At 70.5% G+C, this 14,039-nt stretch carries 13 protein-coding genes; 11 read left to right on the top strand and 2 right to left on the bottom strand.

Annotated features, from left to right (window positions below):
• Positions 1-71 precede the first annotated feature (71 nt).
• The 8 genes from AB8998_RS19800 to AB8998_RS19765 all read left to right on the top strand — a co-directional run bounded on the left by AB8998_RS19800 (position 72) and on the right by AB8998_RS19765 (position 10,358).
• The gene (locus AB8998_RS19800) at positions 72-1,004 is read left to right on the top strand and encodes a DMT family transporter (RefSeq protein ID WP_369741662.1); all 933 of its coding nucleotides are present in this window, start codon (positions 72-74) and stop codon (positions 1,002-1,004) included.
• Positions 1,005-1,217: 213 nt separating this feature from the next.
• Positions 1,218-2,186 carry a DMT family transporter gene (locus AB8998_RS19795; RefSeq protein ID WP_369739411.1) on the top strand — a complete coding sequence of 323 codons (969 nt, stop codon included), beginning with the start codon at positions 1,218-1,220 and terminating at the stop codon, positions 2,184-2,186.
• A 101-nt stretch (positions 2,187-2,287) separates the two neighbouring features.
• A complete protein-coding gene (locus AB8998_RS19790) occupies positions 2,288-2,977 on the top strand; it encodes a class III extradiol ring-cleavage dioxygenase family protein (protein WP_369739410.1) in 690 nt (229 codons plus the stop codon).
• Positions 2,978-2,985: 8 nt separating this feature from the next.
• The gene (gene miaA / locus AB8998_RS19785) at positions 2,986-3,915 is read left to right on the top strand and encodes a tRNA (adenosine(37)-N6)-dimethylallyltransferase MiaA (protein ID WP_369741661.1); all 930 of its coding nucleotides are present in this window, start codon (positions 2,986-2,988) and stop codon (positions 3,913-3,915) included.
• 24 nt (positions 3,916-3,939) lie between these two features.
• Positions 3,940-4,812, top strand: a complete 873-nt coding sequence (gene dapF / locus AB8998_RS19780; RefSeq protein WP_369739409.1) for a diaminopimelate epimerase — start codon at positions 3,940-3,942, stop codon at positions 4,810-4,812.
• A 46-nt stretch (positions 4,813-4,858) separates the two neighbouring features.
• The gene (gene hflX, locus AB8998_RS19775; RefSeq protein WP_369739408.1) at positions 4,859-6,271 is read left to right on the top strand and encodes a GTPase HflX; all 1,413 of its coding nucleotides are present in this window, start codon (positions 4,859-4,861) and stop codon (positions 6,269-6,271) included.
• A gap of 86 nt (positions 6,272-6,357) precedes the next feature.
• Positions 6,358-7,527: an acyl-CoA dehydrogenase family protein gene (locus AB8998_RS19770; RefSeq protein ID WP_369739407.1), complete on the top strand. Its 1,170-nt coding sequence runs from the start codon at positions 6,358-6,360 to the stop codon at positions 7,525-7,527.
• 593 nt (positions 7,528-8,120) lie between these two features.
• Positions 8,121-10,358, top strand: a complete 2,238-nt coding sequence (locus tag AB8998_RS19765; protein ID WP_369739406.1) for a sunset domain-containing protein — start codon at positions 8,121-8,123, stop codon at positions 10,356-10,358.
• A gap of 17 nt (positions 10,359-10,375) precedes the next feature.
• Here AB8998_RS19765 and lexA read toward each other — a convergent pair whose 3' ends face one another.
• Positions 10,376-11,050, bottom strand: coding sequence for a transcriptional repressor LexA (gene lexA, locus AB8998_RS19760; RefSeq protein WP_369739405.1), 675 nt, complete (start codon positions 11,048-11,050; stop codon positions 10,376-10,378).
• Between the two features lie 325 nt (positions 11,051-11,375).
• Between lexA and AB8998_RS19755 the strand changes: the two genes are divergently transcribed.
• The 3 genes from AB8998_RS19755 (at position 11,376) to AB8998_RS19745 (ending at position 12,971) form a co-directional block, all read left to right on the top strand.
• Entirely contained in the window at positions 11,376-11,870 is a 495-nt protein-coding gene (locus AB8998_RS19755) for a LysM peptidoglycan-binding domain-containing protein (protein ID WP_369739404.1), read from the top strand.
• A 116-nt stretch (positions 11,871-11,986) separates the two neighbouring features.
• A complete protein-coding gene (gene nrdR / locus AB8998_RS19750) occupies positions 11,987-12,451 on the top strand; it encodes a transcriptional regulator NrdR (protein WP_369739403.1) in 465 nt (154 codons plus the stop codon).
• A gap of 34 nt (positions 12,452-12,485) precedes the next feature.
• Positions 12,486-12,971 carry a peroxynitrite isomerase gene (locus AB8998_RS19745; RefSeq protein ID WP_369739402.1) on the top strand — a complete coding sequence of 162 codons (486 nt, stop codon included), beginning with the start codon at positions 12,486-12,488 and terminating at the stop codon, positions 12,969-12,971.
• An 18-nt stretch (positions 12,972-12,989) separates the two neighbouring features.
• On the opposite strand, the gene AB8998_RS19740 is transcribed toward AB8998_RS19745, so the two are convergent.
• The gene (locus AB8998_RS19740) at positions 12,990-14,021 is read right to left on the bottom strand and encodes an alpha/beta fold hydrolase (protein ID WP_369739401.1); all 1,032 of its coding nucleotides are present in this window, start codon (positions 14,019-14,021) and stop codon (positions 12,990-12,992) included.
• Between the last annotated feature and the right edge of the window lie 18 nt (positions 14,022-14,039).

The raw sequence follows: 14,039 nt of genomic DNA, 5'->3' as shown, positions 1-14,039 counted from the left end.
GCCCCGCGCGCAGGTAACCTCGTGCCGGGTCGTGCGCGGCACGGGGGCCGCGCGTCGGTGAGGAGGTCGCCATCGAAAAGGTGGACATCGCGGCGTTGCTGGCGCTGATCGCCGCGCTGATATCCGGTGTCGGTGACGTGGTCAGGCAGCGCTCCGCGCAGGAGATCACCGACCAGCAGGTCGGCCACGTGGAGTTGCTGCGCATGTCGTTGCGCGACGCCAAGTGGTGGCTGGGGGGAACGGCGGCCGTGGCGAGCTTCGCCCTGCAGGCGGTGGCCCTGGGCCTGGGCTCGGTGGTGTTGGTGCAGGCCTTGCAGGTGACGGCGCTGCTGTTCGCGCTGCCGGTCTATGCGTGGCTGACCAAACAGGGGCTGACCCGCGGGGAATGGGTGTGGGCGTTCCTGCTGGCCGGCGCGGTGGCGGTGTTCGTCTCGGTCGGCGAACCCGCCGCCGGCTATCAGCGCGGGTCGCTGCATTCGTGGGCTGTGGTGGCGCTGGTGCTCGGCCCGGCGATGGTGTTGTGCGTGCTGGGCGCGCGGGTGTTCAGCGGGCCGGTGGCCGCGGTGCTGCTCGCGCTGGTCTCGGCGTCCTCATGGGCGCTGTTCTCGGTGCTCACCAAGGCGATCGTCGACACGCTGCACAGCGGCCCGGGGACCGTGCTGCGCACCCCGGAGCTCTACGGGTGGGTGCTGGTCGCGGCGCTGGGCACGGTGTTCCAGCAGTCGTCGTTTCGGGCCAGTTCGCTCACCGCGTCGTTGCCGACGATGACGGTGGCCGAACCGCTGGTGGCGTCGGTGCTGGGCATCACCGTGCTGGGCGAGACCCTCACGGCCGACGGGCCGGAGATGATCGCCCTGGTGGCCGCGGCGGTGGTCGTGGTGATCGCGACGGCGGCCCTGGCCCGCGGTGAGGCCGTCTCCATGAACGCCGAAGTCGCCGAGAGTGGCCCGGCACCGGCGGCCGGCGGCTCGGCCGCCGTGGTCCCCTCGGGCGCCGAGGCATAGCGGGCGGCGGGCGCCCAGAACTCACGGCCGGGGTACAGCTGCGGCACAGCTTGGTGCTGTAGGTGTGGAGCATTACCCCGGCCGGCGGTCACCTCCGCGCAACGTCACACAGTCAACGTCACACAGTCGTAGGTGAACCGATGCCGAACAGTTGGTGTATTTGCCGTCGGCCGGGGAACACTGGTGGGAACGGGTTGAGGTGAGGGGTCGTCTATGTCGAAAGTCGATGTCGCGGCGTTGCTGGCGTTGTGCGCGGCGATGGCGTCCGCCGTCGGCGACGTGATCAGGCAACGCTCCGCGCAGGAGATCACCGACAAGCAGGTCGGTCACCTGGAGCTGTTCCGCATGTCGTTGAAGGACACCCGGTGGTGGCTGGGCGGTCTTGCGGCGATCCTCAACTACAGCCTGCAGGCCGGTGCCCTGGCGTGGGGCTCCGTGGTGCTGGTGACGGCGTTGCAGGTCACGGCGTTGCTCTTCGCACTGCCGATCTACGCCCGTCTGACCGACCGCCGGGTGACCCGCTGGGAGTGGCTGTGGGCGGCGATCCTGGCCGGCGCCCTGGCGGTGGTCATCATCGTCGGCGACCCCGCGGCGGGCCGGCAGCGCGCCTCGACCGCGACGTGGATCATCGTCGGTGTCGTGATGCTCCCCCTGCTCGTGGGGTGCGTGCTGGCCGCGCGGGCCCGGTCCGGTGGCCCGTTCGCGGCCGTGTTGCTCGCCCTGGTGGCGGGTTCGTCGCTGGCGCTGTTCGCGGTGCTGACCAAGGGGATCGTGGAGATCAGCGAGCACAGCCTGGTCGGCGTGTTGACCGCCCCGGAGTTCGTGCCGTGGATTCTGGCCGCCCTGGCCGGGATGATCTTCCAGCAGTCGGCGTTCCGGGCCGGCGCGCTGACCGCGTCGATGCCGGCGATGACCGTGGCCAAGCCCGTGGTGGCCGCGACGCTCGGGGTGTTCGTGCTGGGCGAGACGCTGAACACTGACGGCCCGAAGGCGATGGTGCTGATCGCGGCGGTGTCGGTGGTGATCATCGCGACGGTGGCGCTGGCGCGGGGCGAGGCCGCCACCATGGTCGCCCAGACCGGCCGGGACAGGGTCGGCGAAATCCCGCGGCCTCGGCTGGGCGCGGGCGAGAGTGCCGACCCTTCCGGGCACCCGATTGCCGTGGCGGACGGCCAGGCCTGACGCTCGCCCGCCGCCGGACCGGCGAAGGATCACCGGAGGCTCGCGAGGCCGCGGGCGCGCAGACGTGCGGCCCGAGGTGGCCGAGAGGTTAGTTTGGTGGCGTGTTGAGCGCGATCGCCATCGTTCCGTCCGCCCCGGTGCTCGTTCCCGAACTGGCCGGAGGGGCCGCCGCCGAGCTGTGCGACCTGGCCGCGGGCGTGTTGGCCGCGGCCGCGTTGTTGCCGCCCCGCTGGGTCGTCATCGGCACGGGTGGCCGCGATGACGTGCTGGGTCCCGAGGGTGTCGGCACGTTCGCGGGGTTCGGGGCCGACGTGCGCGTCCGGCTGTGCCCCGGCGACGACGGCGGCGCGCCCGCCGATTTTCCGCTGTGCGCGCTCATGGCCGGCTGGGTGCGGGGCCGCGCGCGGCCCGACGCCCGCGCGCGAGTGCACGTCTACCGCGGCGACCACGGGTCGGACACCGCGGCGGCCCTGGGCCGGCAACTGCGCGCCGAGATCGACGGGACGCCCGATCCGGTCGGTGTGCTGGTGGTGGCCGACGGCGCGAACACCCTGACCCCGGCGGCCCCCGGCGGCCACCACCCGGGCGACGCCGCCGCCCAACTGGCCCTCGACGACGCGCTGGCCACCGGCGACGTCACCGCCCTGACCCGGCTGCCGCCGCCGATCCTGGGGCGGGTCGCGTTCGGGGTGCTGGCCGGTCTGGCCGGGCCGGGGCCGCGCGCGGCCAAGGAGCTCTACCGGGGCGCGCCGTTCGGGGTGGGGTACTTCGTCGGCGCCTGGCAGCCGTGAATCCGGTGCTGCGACCGCTGGCGATCATCGGTCCGACCGGCACGGGAAAATCGCAGCTGGCGCTCGATGTCGCCGAGCGGCTCGCCGACACGGCCGGCGCCGAGGTCGTCAACGCCGATGCCATGCAGCTCTACCGCGGCATGGACATCGGCACCGCGAAGGTGCCCGTCGAGCAGCGTCGCGGCATTCCCCATCACCAGCTCGACGTCCTCGACGTCACGCAGACCGCGACCGTCGCCCGCTACCAACGAGCCGCCGCCGCCGACGTCGAGGCGATCGCGGCCCGCGGTGCGATACCGCTCATCGTGGGCGGGTCGATGCTCTACGTCCAGTCGCTGCTGGACGACTGGTCGTTTCCGGCCACCGATCCGGAGGTGCGGGCGCGTTGGGAACGACGCCTCGCCGAGGTCGGGGCGGGTGGGCTGCACGCCGAGCTGGCCCGCCGGGACCCGGCCGCGGCCGCGGCGATCCTGCCCACCGACGGCAGACGCACGGTGCGGGCGCTGGAGGTCGTCGAACTCACCGGTAAGCCGTTCGCCGCGTCGGCGCCGCGCGTCGGCACTCCGCGCTGGGGCGCAGTCATCATCGGATTGGACTGTGACACGGCGATTCTCGACGAAAGGTTGGCGCGCCGCACCGACGCGATGTTCGACCGGGGCCTGGTCGAGGAGGTGCGCACCCTGCTGCGCGCCGGCCTGCGCGACGGGGTGACCGCGTCACGCGCGTTGGGCTACGCCCAGGTGCTCGCGGCACTCGGCGCCGGTGGGGGAGCAGCGGAGCTGCGGGATGCCCGGGAGCAGACGTTCATGGGGACCCGGCGCTACGTGCGACGGCAGCGGTCGTGGTTCCGCCGGGACCACCGGGTGCGGTGGCTCGATGCCACCGCGGGTGCCGGCCTCGTCGACGCCGCGTTGCGGGCGTGGCGGCAAGTACCCTGAACAGGTGATCTCAGGGCGGCGCAGATGATCTTCGCCAAGGGCCACGGCACCGAGAACGACTTCGTGCTGCTGCCCGACGTGGATGCTGCGCTGACGCTGACCCCTACCGGGGTGGCCGCGTTGTGCGACCGGCGCCGCGGGGTGGGCGCCGACGGGGTGCTGCGGATCACCACCGCCGGCGCCGCGCTGGCGGCCGGTGTTCTGGGGCGGCTACCCGACGGTGTCGCCACCGACGACTGGTACATGGACTACCGCAACGCCGATGGGTCGATCGCCGAGATGTGCGGCAACGGGGTGCGGGTGTTCGCCCACTACCTGCGGGCCGGCGGCTTGGAATCCCGCGACGAGTTCGTTGTCGGGTCGCTGGCCGGCGCCCGCCTGGTCACGTTGCACCATGCGGATGCGGCCCGGGCCGACGTCAGCGTCGACATGGGCAAAGTCAATCGGATCGGCACCGGGGAGGCCGTCGTCGGCGGTCGGCGGTTCGCCGGGTTGGCGGTCGACGTCGGCAACCCGCATCTGGCCTGCGTGGATCGGCGGCTGAGCGCCGACGGACTGGCGGCCCTCGACGTGGCCGCGCCGGTCGGCTTCGACCACGCCCAGTTCCCGCAGGGCGTCAACGTCGAGGTGCTCACCGCCCCGGTGGGTGGGCTGGTGTGGATGCGGGTACATGAGCGTGGTGTGGGGGAAACCCGGTCGTGCGGCACCGGGACGGTCGCCGCCGCGGTTGCCGCGCTGGCCGATGCCGGCGCCGACACCGGGACCCTCACCGTGCGGGTACCGGGCGGTGACGTCACCGTCACGGTCACCGACGCCACCAGCCACCTGCGCGGGCCGTCGGTCTTGGTCGCCCGCGGCGAAGTCGGCGGGGAATGGTGGAGCGCGCAGCAGTGTTAAATCGGATGCATCACGCCGATCCGGCGTGCGCTATTGCAGATTGCCTATGACACAACCCGAATTTCCTCATCAGGACCCCAGCGTCGGCGAACTCGCCCTCGAAGACCGGTCGGCGCTGCGCCGGGTCGCCGGGCTGTCGACCGAGCTGGCCGACGTCTCCGAGGTCGAATATCGCCGGCTGCGACTGGAACGGGTGGTGCTGGTCGGCGTGTGGACCGAAGGCAGCGCCGCCGAAAACCAGGCGAGCATGGCCGAACTGGCGGCGCTGGCCGAAACCGCCGGCTCCCAGGTGCTCGAAGGGCTCATCCAGCGCCGCGACAAGCCCGACCCGGCGACCTACATCGGCTCCGGCAAGGCGGCCGAGTTGCGCGCGGTGGTCCTGGCGACCGGCGCCGACACCGTCATCTGTGACGGGGAGTTGTCCCCGGCGCAGCTGACCGCGCTGGAAAAGGCCGTGAAAGTCAAGGTCATCGACCGCACCGCGCTGATCCTCGACATCTTCGCCCAGCACGCCACCAGCCGGGAGGGCAAGGCGCAGGTGTCGCTGGCCCAGATGGAGTACATGCTGCCGCGGCTGCGCGGCTGGGGTGAGTCGATGTCGCGGCAGGCCGGTGGCCGCGCCGGCGGCAGCGGGGGCGGTGTGGGTCTGCGCGGTCCCGGTGAGACCAAGATCGAGACCGACCGCCGCCGCATCCGCGAACGCATGGCCCGGCTGCGCCGCGAGATCAAGGACATGAAGCAGGTCCGCGACACCCAGCGCAGCCGGCGCCTGCACAGCGACATGCCCTCGATCGCCATCGTCGGGTACACCAACGCGGGCAAGTCCAGCCTGCTCAACGCGCTCACCGGGGCGGGCGTGCTGGTGCAGGACGCCCTGTTCGCCACCCTGGAACCCACCACCCGGCGCGCGGAACTGCCCGACGGCCGGCCGTTCGTGCTCACCGACACCGTGGGCTTCGTCCGGCACCTGCCGACCCAGCTGATCGAGGCGTTCCGCTCCACGCTGGAGGAGGTCGTCGACGCCGACCTGCTGGTGCACGTCGTCGACGGCTCCGACGCCACCGCGCTGGCCCAGATCGACGCGGTCCGCCAGGTGATCTCCGAAGTGATCGCCGACCACGACGGAAATCCGCCGCCGGAGTTGCTGGTGGTCAACAAGGTCGACGCCGCCAGCGACCTGGCCCTGGCCAAACTCCGGCACGCCCTGCCCGGCGCGGTGTTCGTGTCCGCGCGCACCGGTGACGGCATCGACGCGCTGCGGCGGCGGATGGCCGAGCTTGTCGCGCCCACCGACACCGCCGTGGACGTGGTGATTCCCTACCACCGCGGTGACCTGGTGTCGCGACTGTATTCCGACGGCCGGGTTCAGCACGAGGAGCACAACGGCGACGGCACCCGGATCAAGGCGAGGGTTCCGGTGGCGCTGGCCGCCAGCCTGCGGGAATTCGCCGCCCGGTAAACAGCCACCGCCCGCCGACCAACCGGGTGGTTGGTATATGTTGGGCGGCAGAGTTCCCGTCCGCCGGAGGTCTTCCCATGAGTTCAGTGAGTTCAGCGAGTAGCGCCATCAAATACGAACGCACGCTGTTCGAGCCCGAGCACGAATTGTTCCGCGAGTCCTACCGGGCGTTTCTCGAGCGCCACGTCGCGCCCCACCACGAGGAGTGGGAGAAGGCCAAGATTGTCGACCGCGGGGTCTGGCTCGAGGCCGGCAAGCAGGGCTTTCTGGGGATGGCGGTGCCCGAGGAGTACGGCGGTGGCGGCAACCCCGACTTTCGCTACAACACCATCATCACCGAGGAGACCGCCGCCGGGCGCTTCAACGGGATCGGCTTCGGGCTGCACAACGACATCGTCGCGCCCTACCTGCTGGCGCTGGGCACCGAGGAGCAGAAGCAGCGCTGGCTGCCCAAGTTCTGCAGCGGGGAACTGATCACCGCGATCGCGATGACCGAGCCGGGCACCGGCAGCGACCTGCAGGGCATCAAGACCCGCGCGGTCAAGCAGGGTGACCACTACGTGCTCAACGGGTCAAAGACGTTCATCACCAACGGGATCAACTCCGACCTGGTGATCGTCGTCGCGCAGACGGATCCGGACAAAGGCGCGCAAGGCTTTTCGCTGCTCGTGGTGGAGCGCGGCATGGAGGGCTTCGAACGGGGTCGCCACCTGGACAAGATCGGCCTGGACGCGCAGGACACGGCCGAGCTGTCGTTCACCGACGTCAAGGTGCCGGCCGAGAACCTGCTCGGCGAGGAGGGCATGGGCTTCATCTATCTCATGCAGAACCTGCCGCAGGAACGCATCTCGATCGCCGTGATGGCGGCCGCGGCGATGGAACAGGTACTCGAACAGACGCTGCAATACACCAAGGAGCGGAAGGCTTTCGGCAAGCCGATCGGCAGTTTCCAGAACAGTCGATTCGTCCTGGCCGAGCTGGCGACCGAGGCGACCGTGGTGCGCATGATGGTCGACGAGTTCCTGCGGCTGCACCTGGACAAGAAGCTCACGGCCGAACAGGCCGCAATGGCCAAGTGGTATGCCACCGAGAAGCAGGTGCATCTGATCGACCGCTGCCTGCAATTGCACGGCGGCTACGGCTACATGCGCGAATACCCCGTTGCGCGAGCCTATCTCGATGCCCGGGTGCAGACCATCTACGGTGGCACCACCGAGATCATGAAGGAGATCATCGGTCGCGGGCTCGGGGTTTAGCCGGATCTCCTTCGCGTACAACGCGAACTCGTCGACGTCGGCGAAGTTGCTGACGCGTAGCGGGTTTGGTTCTCCTCTTTCGCGGGCGCCGGAGTGCATCGGGGGCGAATGAATTGAAACTCGCGCGATCGGCAATGGTCGGTCCGGTGTCGGCCCGCTCATGGCCTGACGTACCGTCGACGCATGCATTTGGCAGGTGGCGACGGCGTGATCGCACATCGTCAACCCGGCGACCACGGGGCCGGTGAGCGCTCGAACGGGTGCGCGGGCATCGACGTCACGGGGAGCGGCCGGGGGCCGGCGGCGGCCCCGCGGTGCGTCAGCGCGATCCGAACGCCGCGCGCGCGGCTGCACGGTTCGTTGCGACCCGCGCCCGGTTCGGCATCATTTGCACATCGATGCGGTATCCATTTTTGTAATATCCCTAAATTCAGTTCGCATTTCTCGTCGATTGGAGCAATGTTGTGCGAGCCCGGCGAAAATGCGGACCGTTACGGGGGTAAGGCCCGTCGGTGGGGTGACCCTCCGTTCGCAGGGCCGCGGGTTATGGGCATGGCCGCAGATCGGCGCACACCCGTGGACTGGAGGGCTTGGTGAACAGGCGGAGAGGTCACATGCGAAAGCTGGTCGGGCGTGCACTGGTCGGCTTGGTGACCACAGCGCTGGCCGCGGTACTGCTGGCTCCCACAGGGGCCGCGAGCCCGATCGGCGACGCCGAGGCGGCCATGATGGCCGCATGGGAGAAGGCCGGGGGCGATACGTCACCGCTGGGCGCGCGCAAGGGTGACGTCTACCCCGTCGGCGACGGCTTCGCCCTGGATTTCGACGGCGGCAAGATGTTCTACACCCCGGCGACCGGCGCCCGGTACGTCTACGGGCCGATCCTGGACAAATACGAGTCGCTGGGCGGTCCGGCCGGCAGCGACCTGGGTTTCCCGACGATCAACGAGGTGCCCGGGCTTTCGGGGCCGGACAGCCGTGTGAGCACCTTCTCGGCCAGCGACCACCCGGTGATCTTCTGGACGCCCGACCACGGCGCGTTCGTCGTGCGCGGCGCGATGAACGCCGCATGGGACAAGTTGGGCAGCTCCGGTGGCGTCCTCGGGGTGCCGGTCGGCGACGAGACATACGACGGCGAACTCGCCTCGCAGAAGTTCAGCGGCGGCCAGGTCTCCTGGAACCGGGACACCAAGGAGTTCACGACCGAGCCGGCGGTCTTGGCCGACCAGTTGAAGGGCCTGCAGGTGCCGATCGACCCCACCGCGGCCATCAACATGGCCTGGCGCGCGGCCGGGGGGGTCAACGGTCCGCTGGGCGCCAAGCAAGGCGGGCAGTACCCCATCGGTGGTGACGGGATCGCCCAGAACTTCGCCGGCGGGAAGGTGTACTTCAGCCCGGCGACCGGTGCGAACGCCGTCGACAGCGATATCCTGGCCAAGTACGAGTCCCTGGGCGGCCCGGTGGGCAGCGACCTGGGATTCCCCGTCGCCAACGAGTCCGACGGGGGCATACCGTCGAGCCGGATCTGCACGTTCTCCGCGGCCGACAAACCGGTGATCTTCTGGACCGCCGACCACGGCGCGTTCGTGGTGCGCGGGGCCATGAAGGCCGCCTGGGACAAGCTGCGCGGCGCAGGCGGAAAGCTGGGAGCGCCGGTCGGGGATCAGGCCGTGGACGGCGACGTGGTCTCGCAGAAATTCGCCGGCGGCACGATCTCGTGGAACCGCGCGAAGAACACGTTCACCACCGACCCCTCGAATCTGGCGCCGCTGCTGGGCGGGCTGCAGATATCGGGGCAGAACCAGCCGAGTGCCGTGGCGATGCCGCCCCACGCCAAGAAGCCGGCCTGGCAGCAATGGTGGTGGCTGGGAGGCGGTGCCGCGGCGCTGGTGCTGCTTGCGTCGCTGGTGCTGGTGGGGGTCCGCGTGCACCGCGGTCGCGCCGGTCGCGACGCCACCGCAGGTGCCGCCGAGCACGACGGGGGCGCCGGGCACGGCCCGGCCGACGGGCTCTGGGGCCGCGACGGCGAGGCGGCCACCGAGCACTTCGGGCGCGATGACCTGCACGCCTCCGAGGAGCACGCGGCGGATGCCGAGGCCGCGCACCAGGTCAGCTGGGGGCACGGGACCGGGGTCGCGCTCGCGGGCGAGGAGGTTGCGCATCGCGGGCACTACGGCGGCGAAGCGTCGCCCGGCCCGGGAGAGGATGCGGACGACTTCGAGAGCGTGTTCGGCGGGGAGGAAAATCCCGACGTGGTGGACACCGACTCCATCCCCGTCGTCACCGAAGCCGACTTGGCGGAAGCCGGCTACTCGGAGTTCGACGAGGAAGGGAGCTATCTCGACGTGGCGGAGGCCGGTTACGCCGAGTTCGCCCCGGAGCAAGTCCCCGAGGACGAAAGTGCCGAGCGAGGCGATTACCCGGCGCCGGTGCCGGCCGACGAATATCGCGAGGCGGCGGAGCCCGCCCGGCCGGGTGACGGCCATGCCGAAGCCGCCTTCGACGGGTCTGCCGCCGACACCGGCGCCGTCGAGGCCGTCTCGCCCGTCGCGGAGGCGCGACCGGGGCGGCACGCGGCCGTGGACACCGACGAGACCTCGCCGTTGGCCGCGCACGCCGCCGGCGCGGGCCCGAGCGCGTCGGGGCGCCCGACGATTCACCTACCGCTGGACGACCCCTATCAGATGCCCGACGGGTACCCGATCAAGGCGAGCGCCCGCTTCGGCCTGTACTACACCCCCGACAGCGCCCTCTACCAGGACACGCTCGCCGAGATCTGGATGTCGAGCGAACAGGTCGCGCAGGCCAACGGGTTCATCAAAGCCGACTAGACATCCGCCGGGTACGGCTAAACCTTGCGGATCACGGTGACGACCTTGCCCAGCACGGTCGCGTCATTGCCTGGAATGGGATCGAACGCGGGATTGTGGGGCATCAGCCACACCTGACCGCCGGCGCGCTTGAACGTCTTGACCGTGGCCTCGCCGTCGAGCATCGCGGCGACGATGTCGCCGTTCTCGGCGACGTGCTGCTGCCGCACGACCACCCAGTCGCCGTCGCAGATCGCCGCCTCGACCATCGAGTCGCCGACGACCTTGAGCAAAAAGAGCGTCCCCTCGCCGACCAGCTCGCGGGGTAGCGGGAAGACGTCTTCGACGGCCTCCTCGGCGAGGATGGGTCCGCCTGCCGCGATCCGCCCGAGCACCGGGACGAAGGTGGGTTCGGGCAGCGCGTCCGAGCCGGCCACCTCGGTGGCCGGCGCCGCGGGCATGGCCTCGTCGGCGCCGCGGACGTCGACGGCGCGCGGACGGTTCGGGTCGCGGCGCAGGTATCCCTTGCGCTCCAGGGTGCGCAACTGATGGGCGACCGAGGAGGTCGACGTCAGCCCGACGGCGTCGCCGATCTCGCGGATGCTCGGGGGATAGCCGCGGCTGGTGACCGACGCGCGGATGACATTCAGGATGGTGCGCTGCCGCTCGGTCAGCGATGCATCACCGGCGGAGGTGTCGTTGCTGTCGCTCATGGCAATAAATGTAACCGCTCGGGGCCCGATAATCAAACATGTGTTCGACTGGCGTGTCTACGGCTCCCCGCGGCCCGGGCGGGCGCCCGTCCGGCCGTCGAGAGCGGCCGAATAACAAAGGTGTAACTCCCCGGCCGATCGGGTATTTCAGCGGCATGTCCCAGGTGATAGATGACCGCGGCGCCGTTCGTCCGCCGGGTCGTTGTCGGTGGGGTGGTCTAGCGTTTGGCTCGTGCGACACGCTTCGCTCAAATGTTCGGAAATCGAACACACGAGCGATACTGTCGAACACACGAGCGAGGATCGGTTGACCGGAGGAACGCAGATGACAATCATTCAGACAGTCTCGCCGCGGTCCGGCGGCGTTCGGCGCCCGATCAACGGGCCGGTCCCGGAGCCTCGCCGGGGGCGGGTCCGGACGCCCGGATCGCGCGGACCCGCCCCGTGCGGGCCGGCGGGCGCCCCGCCGCGGTACCGCGGTACCGGGGTCGCGATGTCCGCCGCGCCCCACCGCAGGCGTTCCGTCACGTGGGCGAAGACGGCGGCCCTGGCCGTGGGCGCCGGGCTGATCACCCTGTGGCTCGGGCTCATCGCCGACGTCGGGCAGGCGGTCAACGGCGGCTCGCCGGATTCGGCGGCCCCCGTGCCCGACAGGCTGGCCGTCGTGCGGGTCGAACCGGGGGAATCGCTGCAGGATGTCGCCCACCGCGTCGCGCCCGACGCGCCGGTTCGACAGGTGGCCGAGCGCATCCGCGCACTCAACGACCTGCACTCCCCGACGCTGGCTGCGGGTCAGCCCCTGATCGCGCCGGTGGGCTGACCGCGACATCGCATGGCGGCGGGACCGCCGTACGGCCACGGTCGCCGCGCCCGGCGGCGCGCACGGGTACGCTCGGAGTGTCCTGCGAGGTCGGTGAGTGCGGCGAAGGAGCGGTCATGCACTGTCCGTTCTGCCGTCACCCGGACTCTCGGGTGATCGATTCGCGGGAAACCGACGAGGGCCAGGCCATTCGCCGCCGCCGGTCCTGCCCCGAGTGCGGACGACGCTTCACCACGGTCGAGACCGCGGTGCTGGCCGTGGTCAAACGCAGCGGCGTCACCGAGCCCTTCAGCAGGGAGAAGCTGATCAGCGGGGTCCGCCGGGCGTGCCAGGGCCGCCAGGTCGACGACGATGCGCTGAACCTGCTGGCCCAGCAGGTGGAAGACACCGTGCGCGCGGCGGGCTCACCGGAGGTTCCCAGTCACGAGGTCGGACTGGCGGTGCTGGGACCGCTGCGCGACCTCGACGAGGTGGCCTACCTGCGGTTCGCGTCGGTCTACCGGTCCTTCGAGTCCGCGGACGATTTCGAGCGCGAGATAGAACTGCTGCGGGCGCACCGCACGGTGCCGACCTCGGGCTGACGGGCCGCCCCGGGCCCGGCACTAGGCTGGTGCAATGGCCGCTGAATTGCATCCCGATCTGGAGGCGCTCGCGCCACTGCTCGGTACCTGGGCGGGACGCGGCGCCGGGGAGTACCCGACGATCGAGCCCTTCGACTACTTCGAGGAGGTCGCGTTCTCCCACGTCGGGAAACCGTTTCTGGCCTACGCCCAAAAGACCAGGGCGGTGGCCGACGGGAGGCCGTTGCACGCCGAGACGGGCTATCTGCGGGTGCCGCAGCCGGGCAACCTGGAGCTGGTCCTGGCGCATCCGACCGGTGTCGCGGAGATCGAGGTGGGCACCTTTTCGGCCGCCGGCGGCGTCATCGAGCTCGACTTGTCCACCACCTCGGTCGGGCTGACGCCGACCGCGAAAGAGGTTTCCGCGCTTGGCCGTTCGTTACGCATCGAAGGCGACGAGCTCTCGTACTCGCTGCGCATGGGCGCCGTCGGCCAGCCCTTGCAGCATCATCTGGCCGCGGTGCTGCACCGGCAGCACTAGAACTTCGGGGCCCCGGCCTCAGGTGGCGCTGCGCTCGTCGTTGCCCATGGCGTTGAGCACGGCGACGCGGGTGTCGGCCGGACCGGTGACCGCCTTCTCGCCGCCGCCGGAGCGGAGCAACTGGCGGAGGGCGACCTGGTCGTATTCGCCTGGTTCGGTGGTGTCGATGAAACGCTGCACGACGTCGATGAAGCGGGCCGGGTCGTCGTGGAACGGGAAGTGTCCGGAACCTTCGAAGATCTCGAGTCGCGAGCCCGGCATCGCCGCGTGCGCCATCCGCGCATGGCGGACGGGGACGACCACATCTTTGGTGCCCCAGATGATCTGCACCGGAATGGCTTCGGTCAGATAGCACCGGTCCAGCATGGTCACGATCTGGCCGCGCCAGTCCACCACCGCGCGCAGGGTCCGGCTGAACGCCGCCGAGGCCGTCGGCTCCGGGAGGTCGTCGAGGATGCGCAACACGTTGGGCAGGTCGCGGCCCAGGCCGGTGCTCCCGAACGCCGCGCCCAGCACGCGGCCGACGACCTGGACCGCCGGCAGCACCAGGGGCAGCCGCAGCAGCGCGAGGGCTTCGCTGCCCATCGGCAACGAGGCCCACCGCAGGACGAGGTTGACGTCCTTGGTGACACCGCCGGCGGCGACCAGGATGAGGCGCTCGACCAGATGCGGGAACTGGTAAGCGAATTGCATGGCGACCCCGCCGCCGAGCGAGTGGCCGACGATGGTCACCCGCTCGATGTCGAGCACACTGAGCAGATCGCGCATCCCGTTGGCGTACGCGGCGATCGAGTAGTCGGCGCGCGGTTTGTCGGACTGCCCGTGGCCCAGCAGGTCGGGGGCGATGACGGTGAACCGCTGAGCGAGCTTGGCCTGCACGGTCTTCCACGTGGTGGAGTTGTCGCCGATGCCGTGGACGAGCAGGACCGCCGGCCCCGAGCCGGCGATCCGATAGGCCCGCCGGTACCCGTGGATGGTGCGGAACTCCAGCCTGGGTGCCGTCACTTCCCGCACCGGGCGAAGATTGCTCTTGCGCTGCCGCTCGGTCATCTTCACCCTTGTCGTCTG

Source organism: Mycobacterium sp. HUMS_12744610, from assembly GCF_041206865.1.
Classification (GTDB): Bacteria; Actinomycetota; Actinomycetes; order Mycobacteriales; family Mycobacteriaceae; genus Mycobacterium; species Mycobacterium servetii.
The sequence above is the reverse complement of the archived record's forward strand: the minus strand, read 5'-3'. Positions and strand labels throughout refer to the sequence as shown.

Bases quoted from the DNA above. Each gene is read 5' to 3' on its own strand.
- AB8998_RS19795 (WP_369739411.1), top strand. From the start codon at position 1,218: ATGTCGAAAGTCGATGTCGCGGCGTTGCTGGCGTTGTGCGCGGCGATG.
- dapF (WP_369739409.1), top strand. From the start codon at position 3,940: ATGATCTTCGCCAAGGGCCACGGCACCGAGAACGACTTCGTGCTGCTG.
- hflX (WP_369739408.1), top strand. From the start codon at position 4,859: ATGACACAACCCGAATTTCCTCATCAGGACCCCAGCGTCGGCGAACTC.
- lexA (WP_369739405.1), bottom strand. From the start codon at position 11,050: ATGAGCGACAGCAACGACACCTCCGCCGGTGATGCATCGCTGACCGAG.
- AB8998_RS19755 (WP_369739404.1), top strand. From the start codon at position 11,376: ATGACAATCATTCAGACAGTCTCGCCGCGGTCCGGCGGCGTTCGGCGC.
- nrdR (WP_369739403.1), top strand. From the start codon at position 11,987: ATGCACTGTCCGTTCTGCCGTCACCCGGACTCTCGGGTGATCGATTCG.
- AB8998_RS19745 (WP_369739402.1), top strand. From the start codon at position 12,486: ATGGCCGCTGAATTGCATCCCGATCTGGAGGCGCTCGCGCCACTGCTC.
- AB8998_RS19740 (WP_369739401.1), bottom strand. From the start codon at position 14,021: ATGACCGAGCGGCAGCGCAAGAGCAATCTTCGCCCGGTGCGGGAAGTG.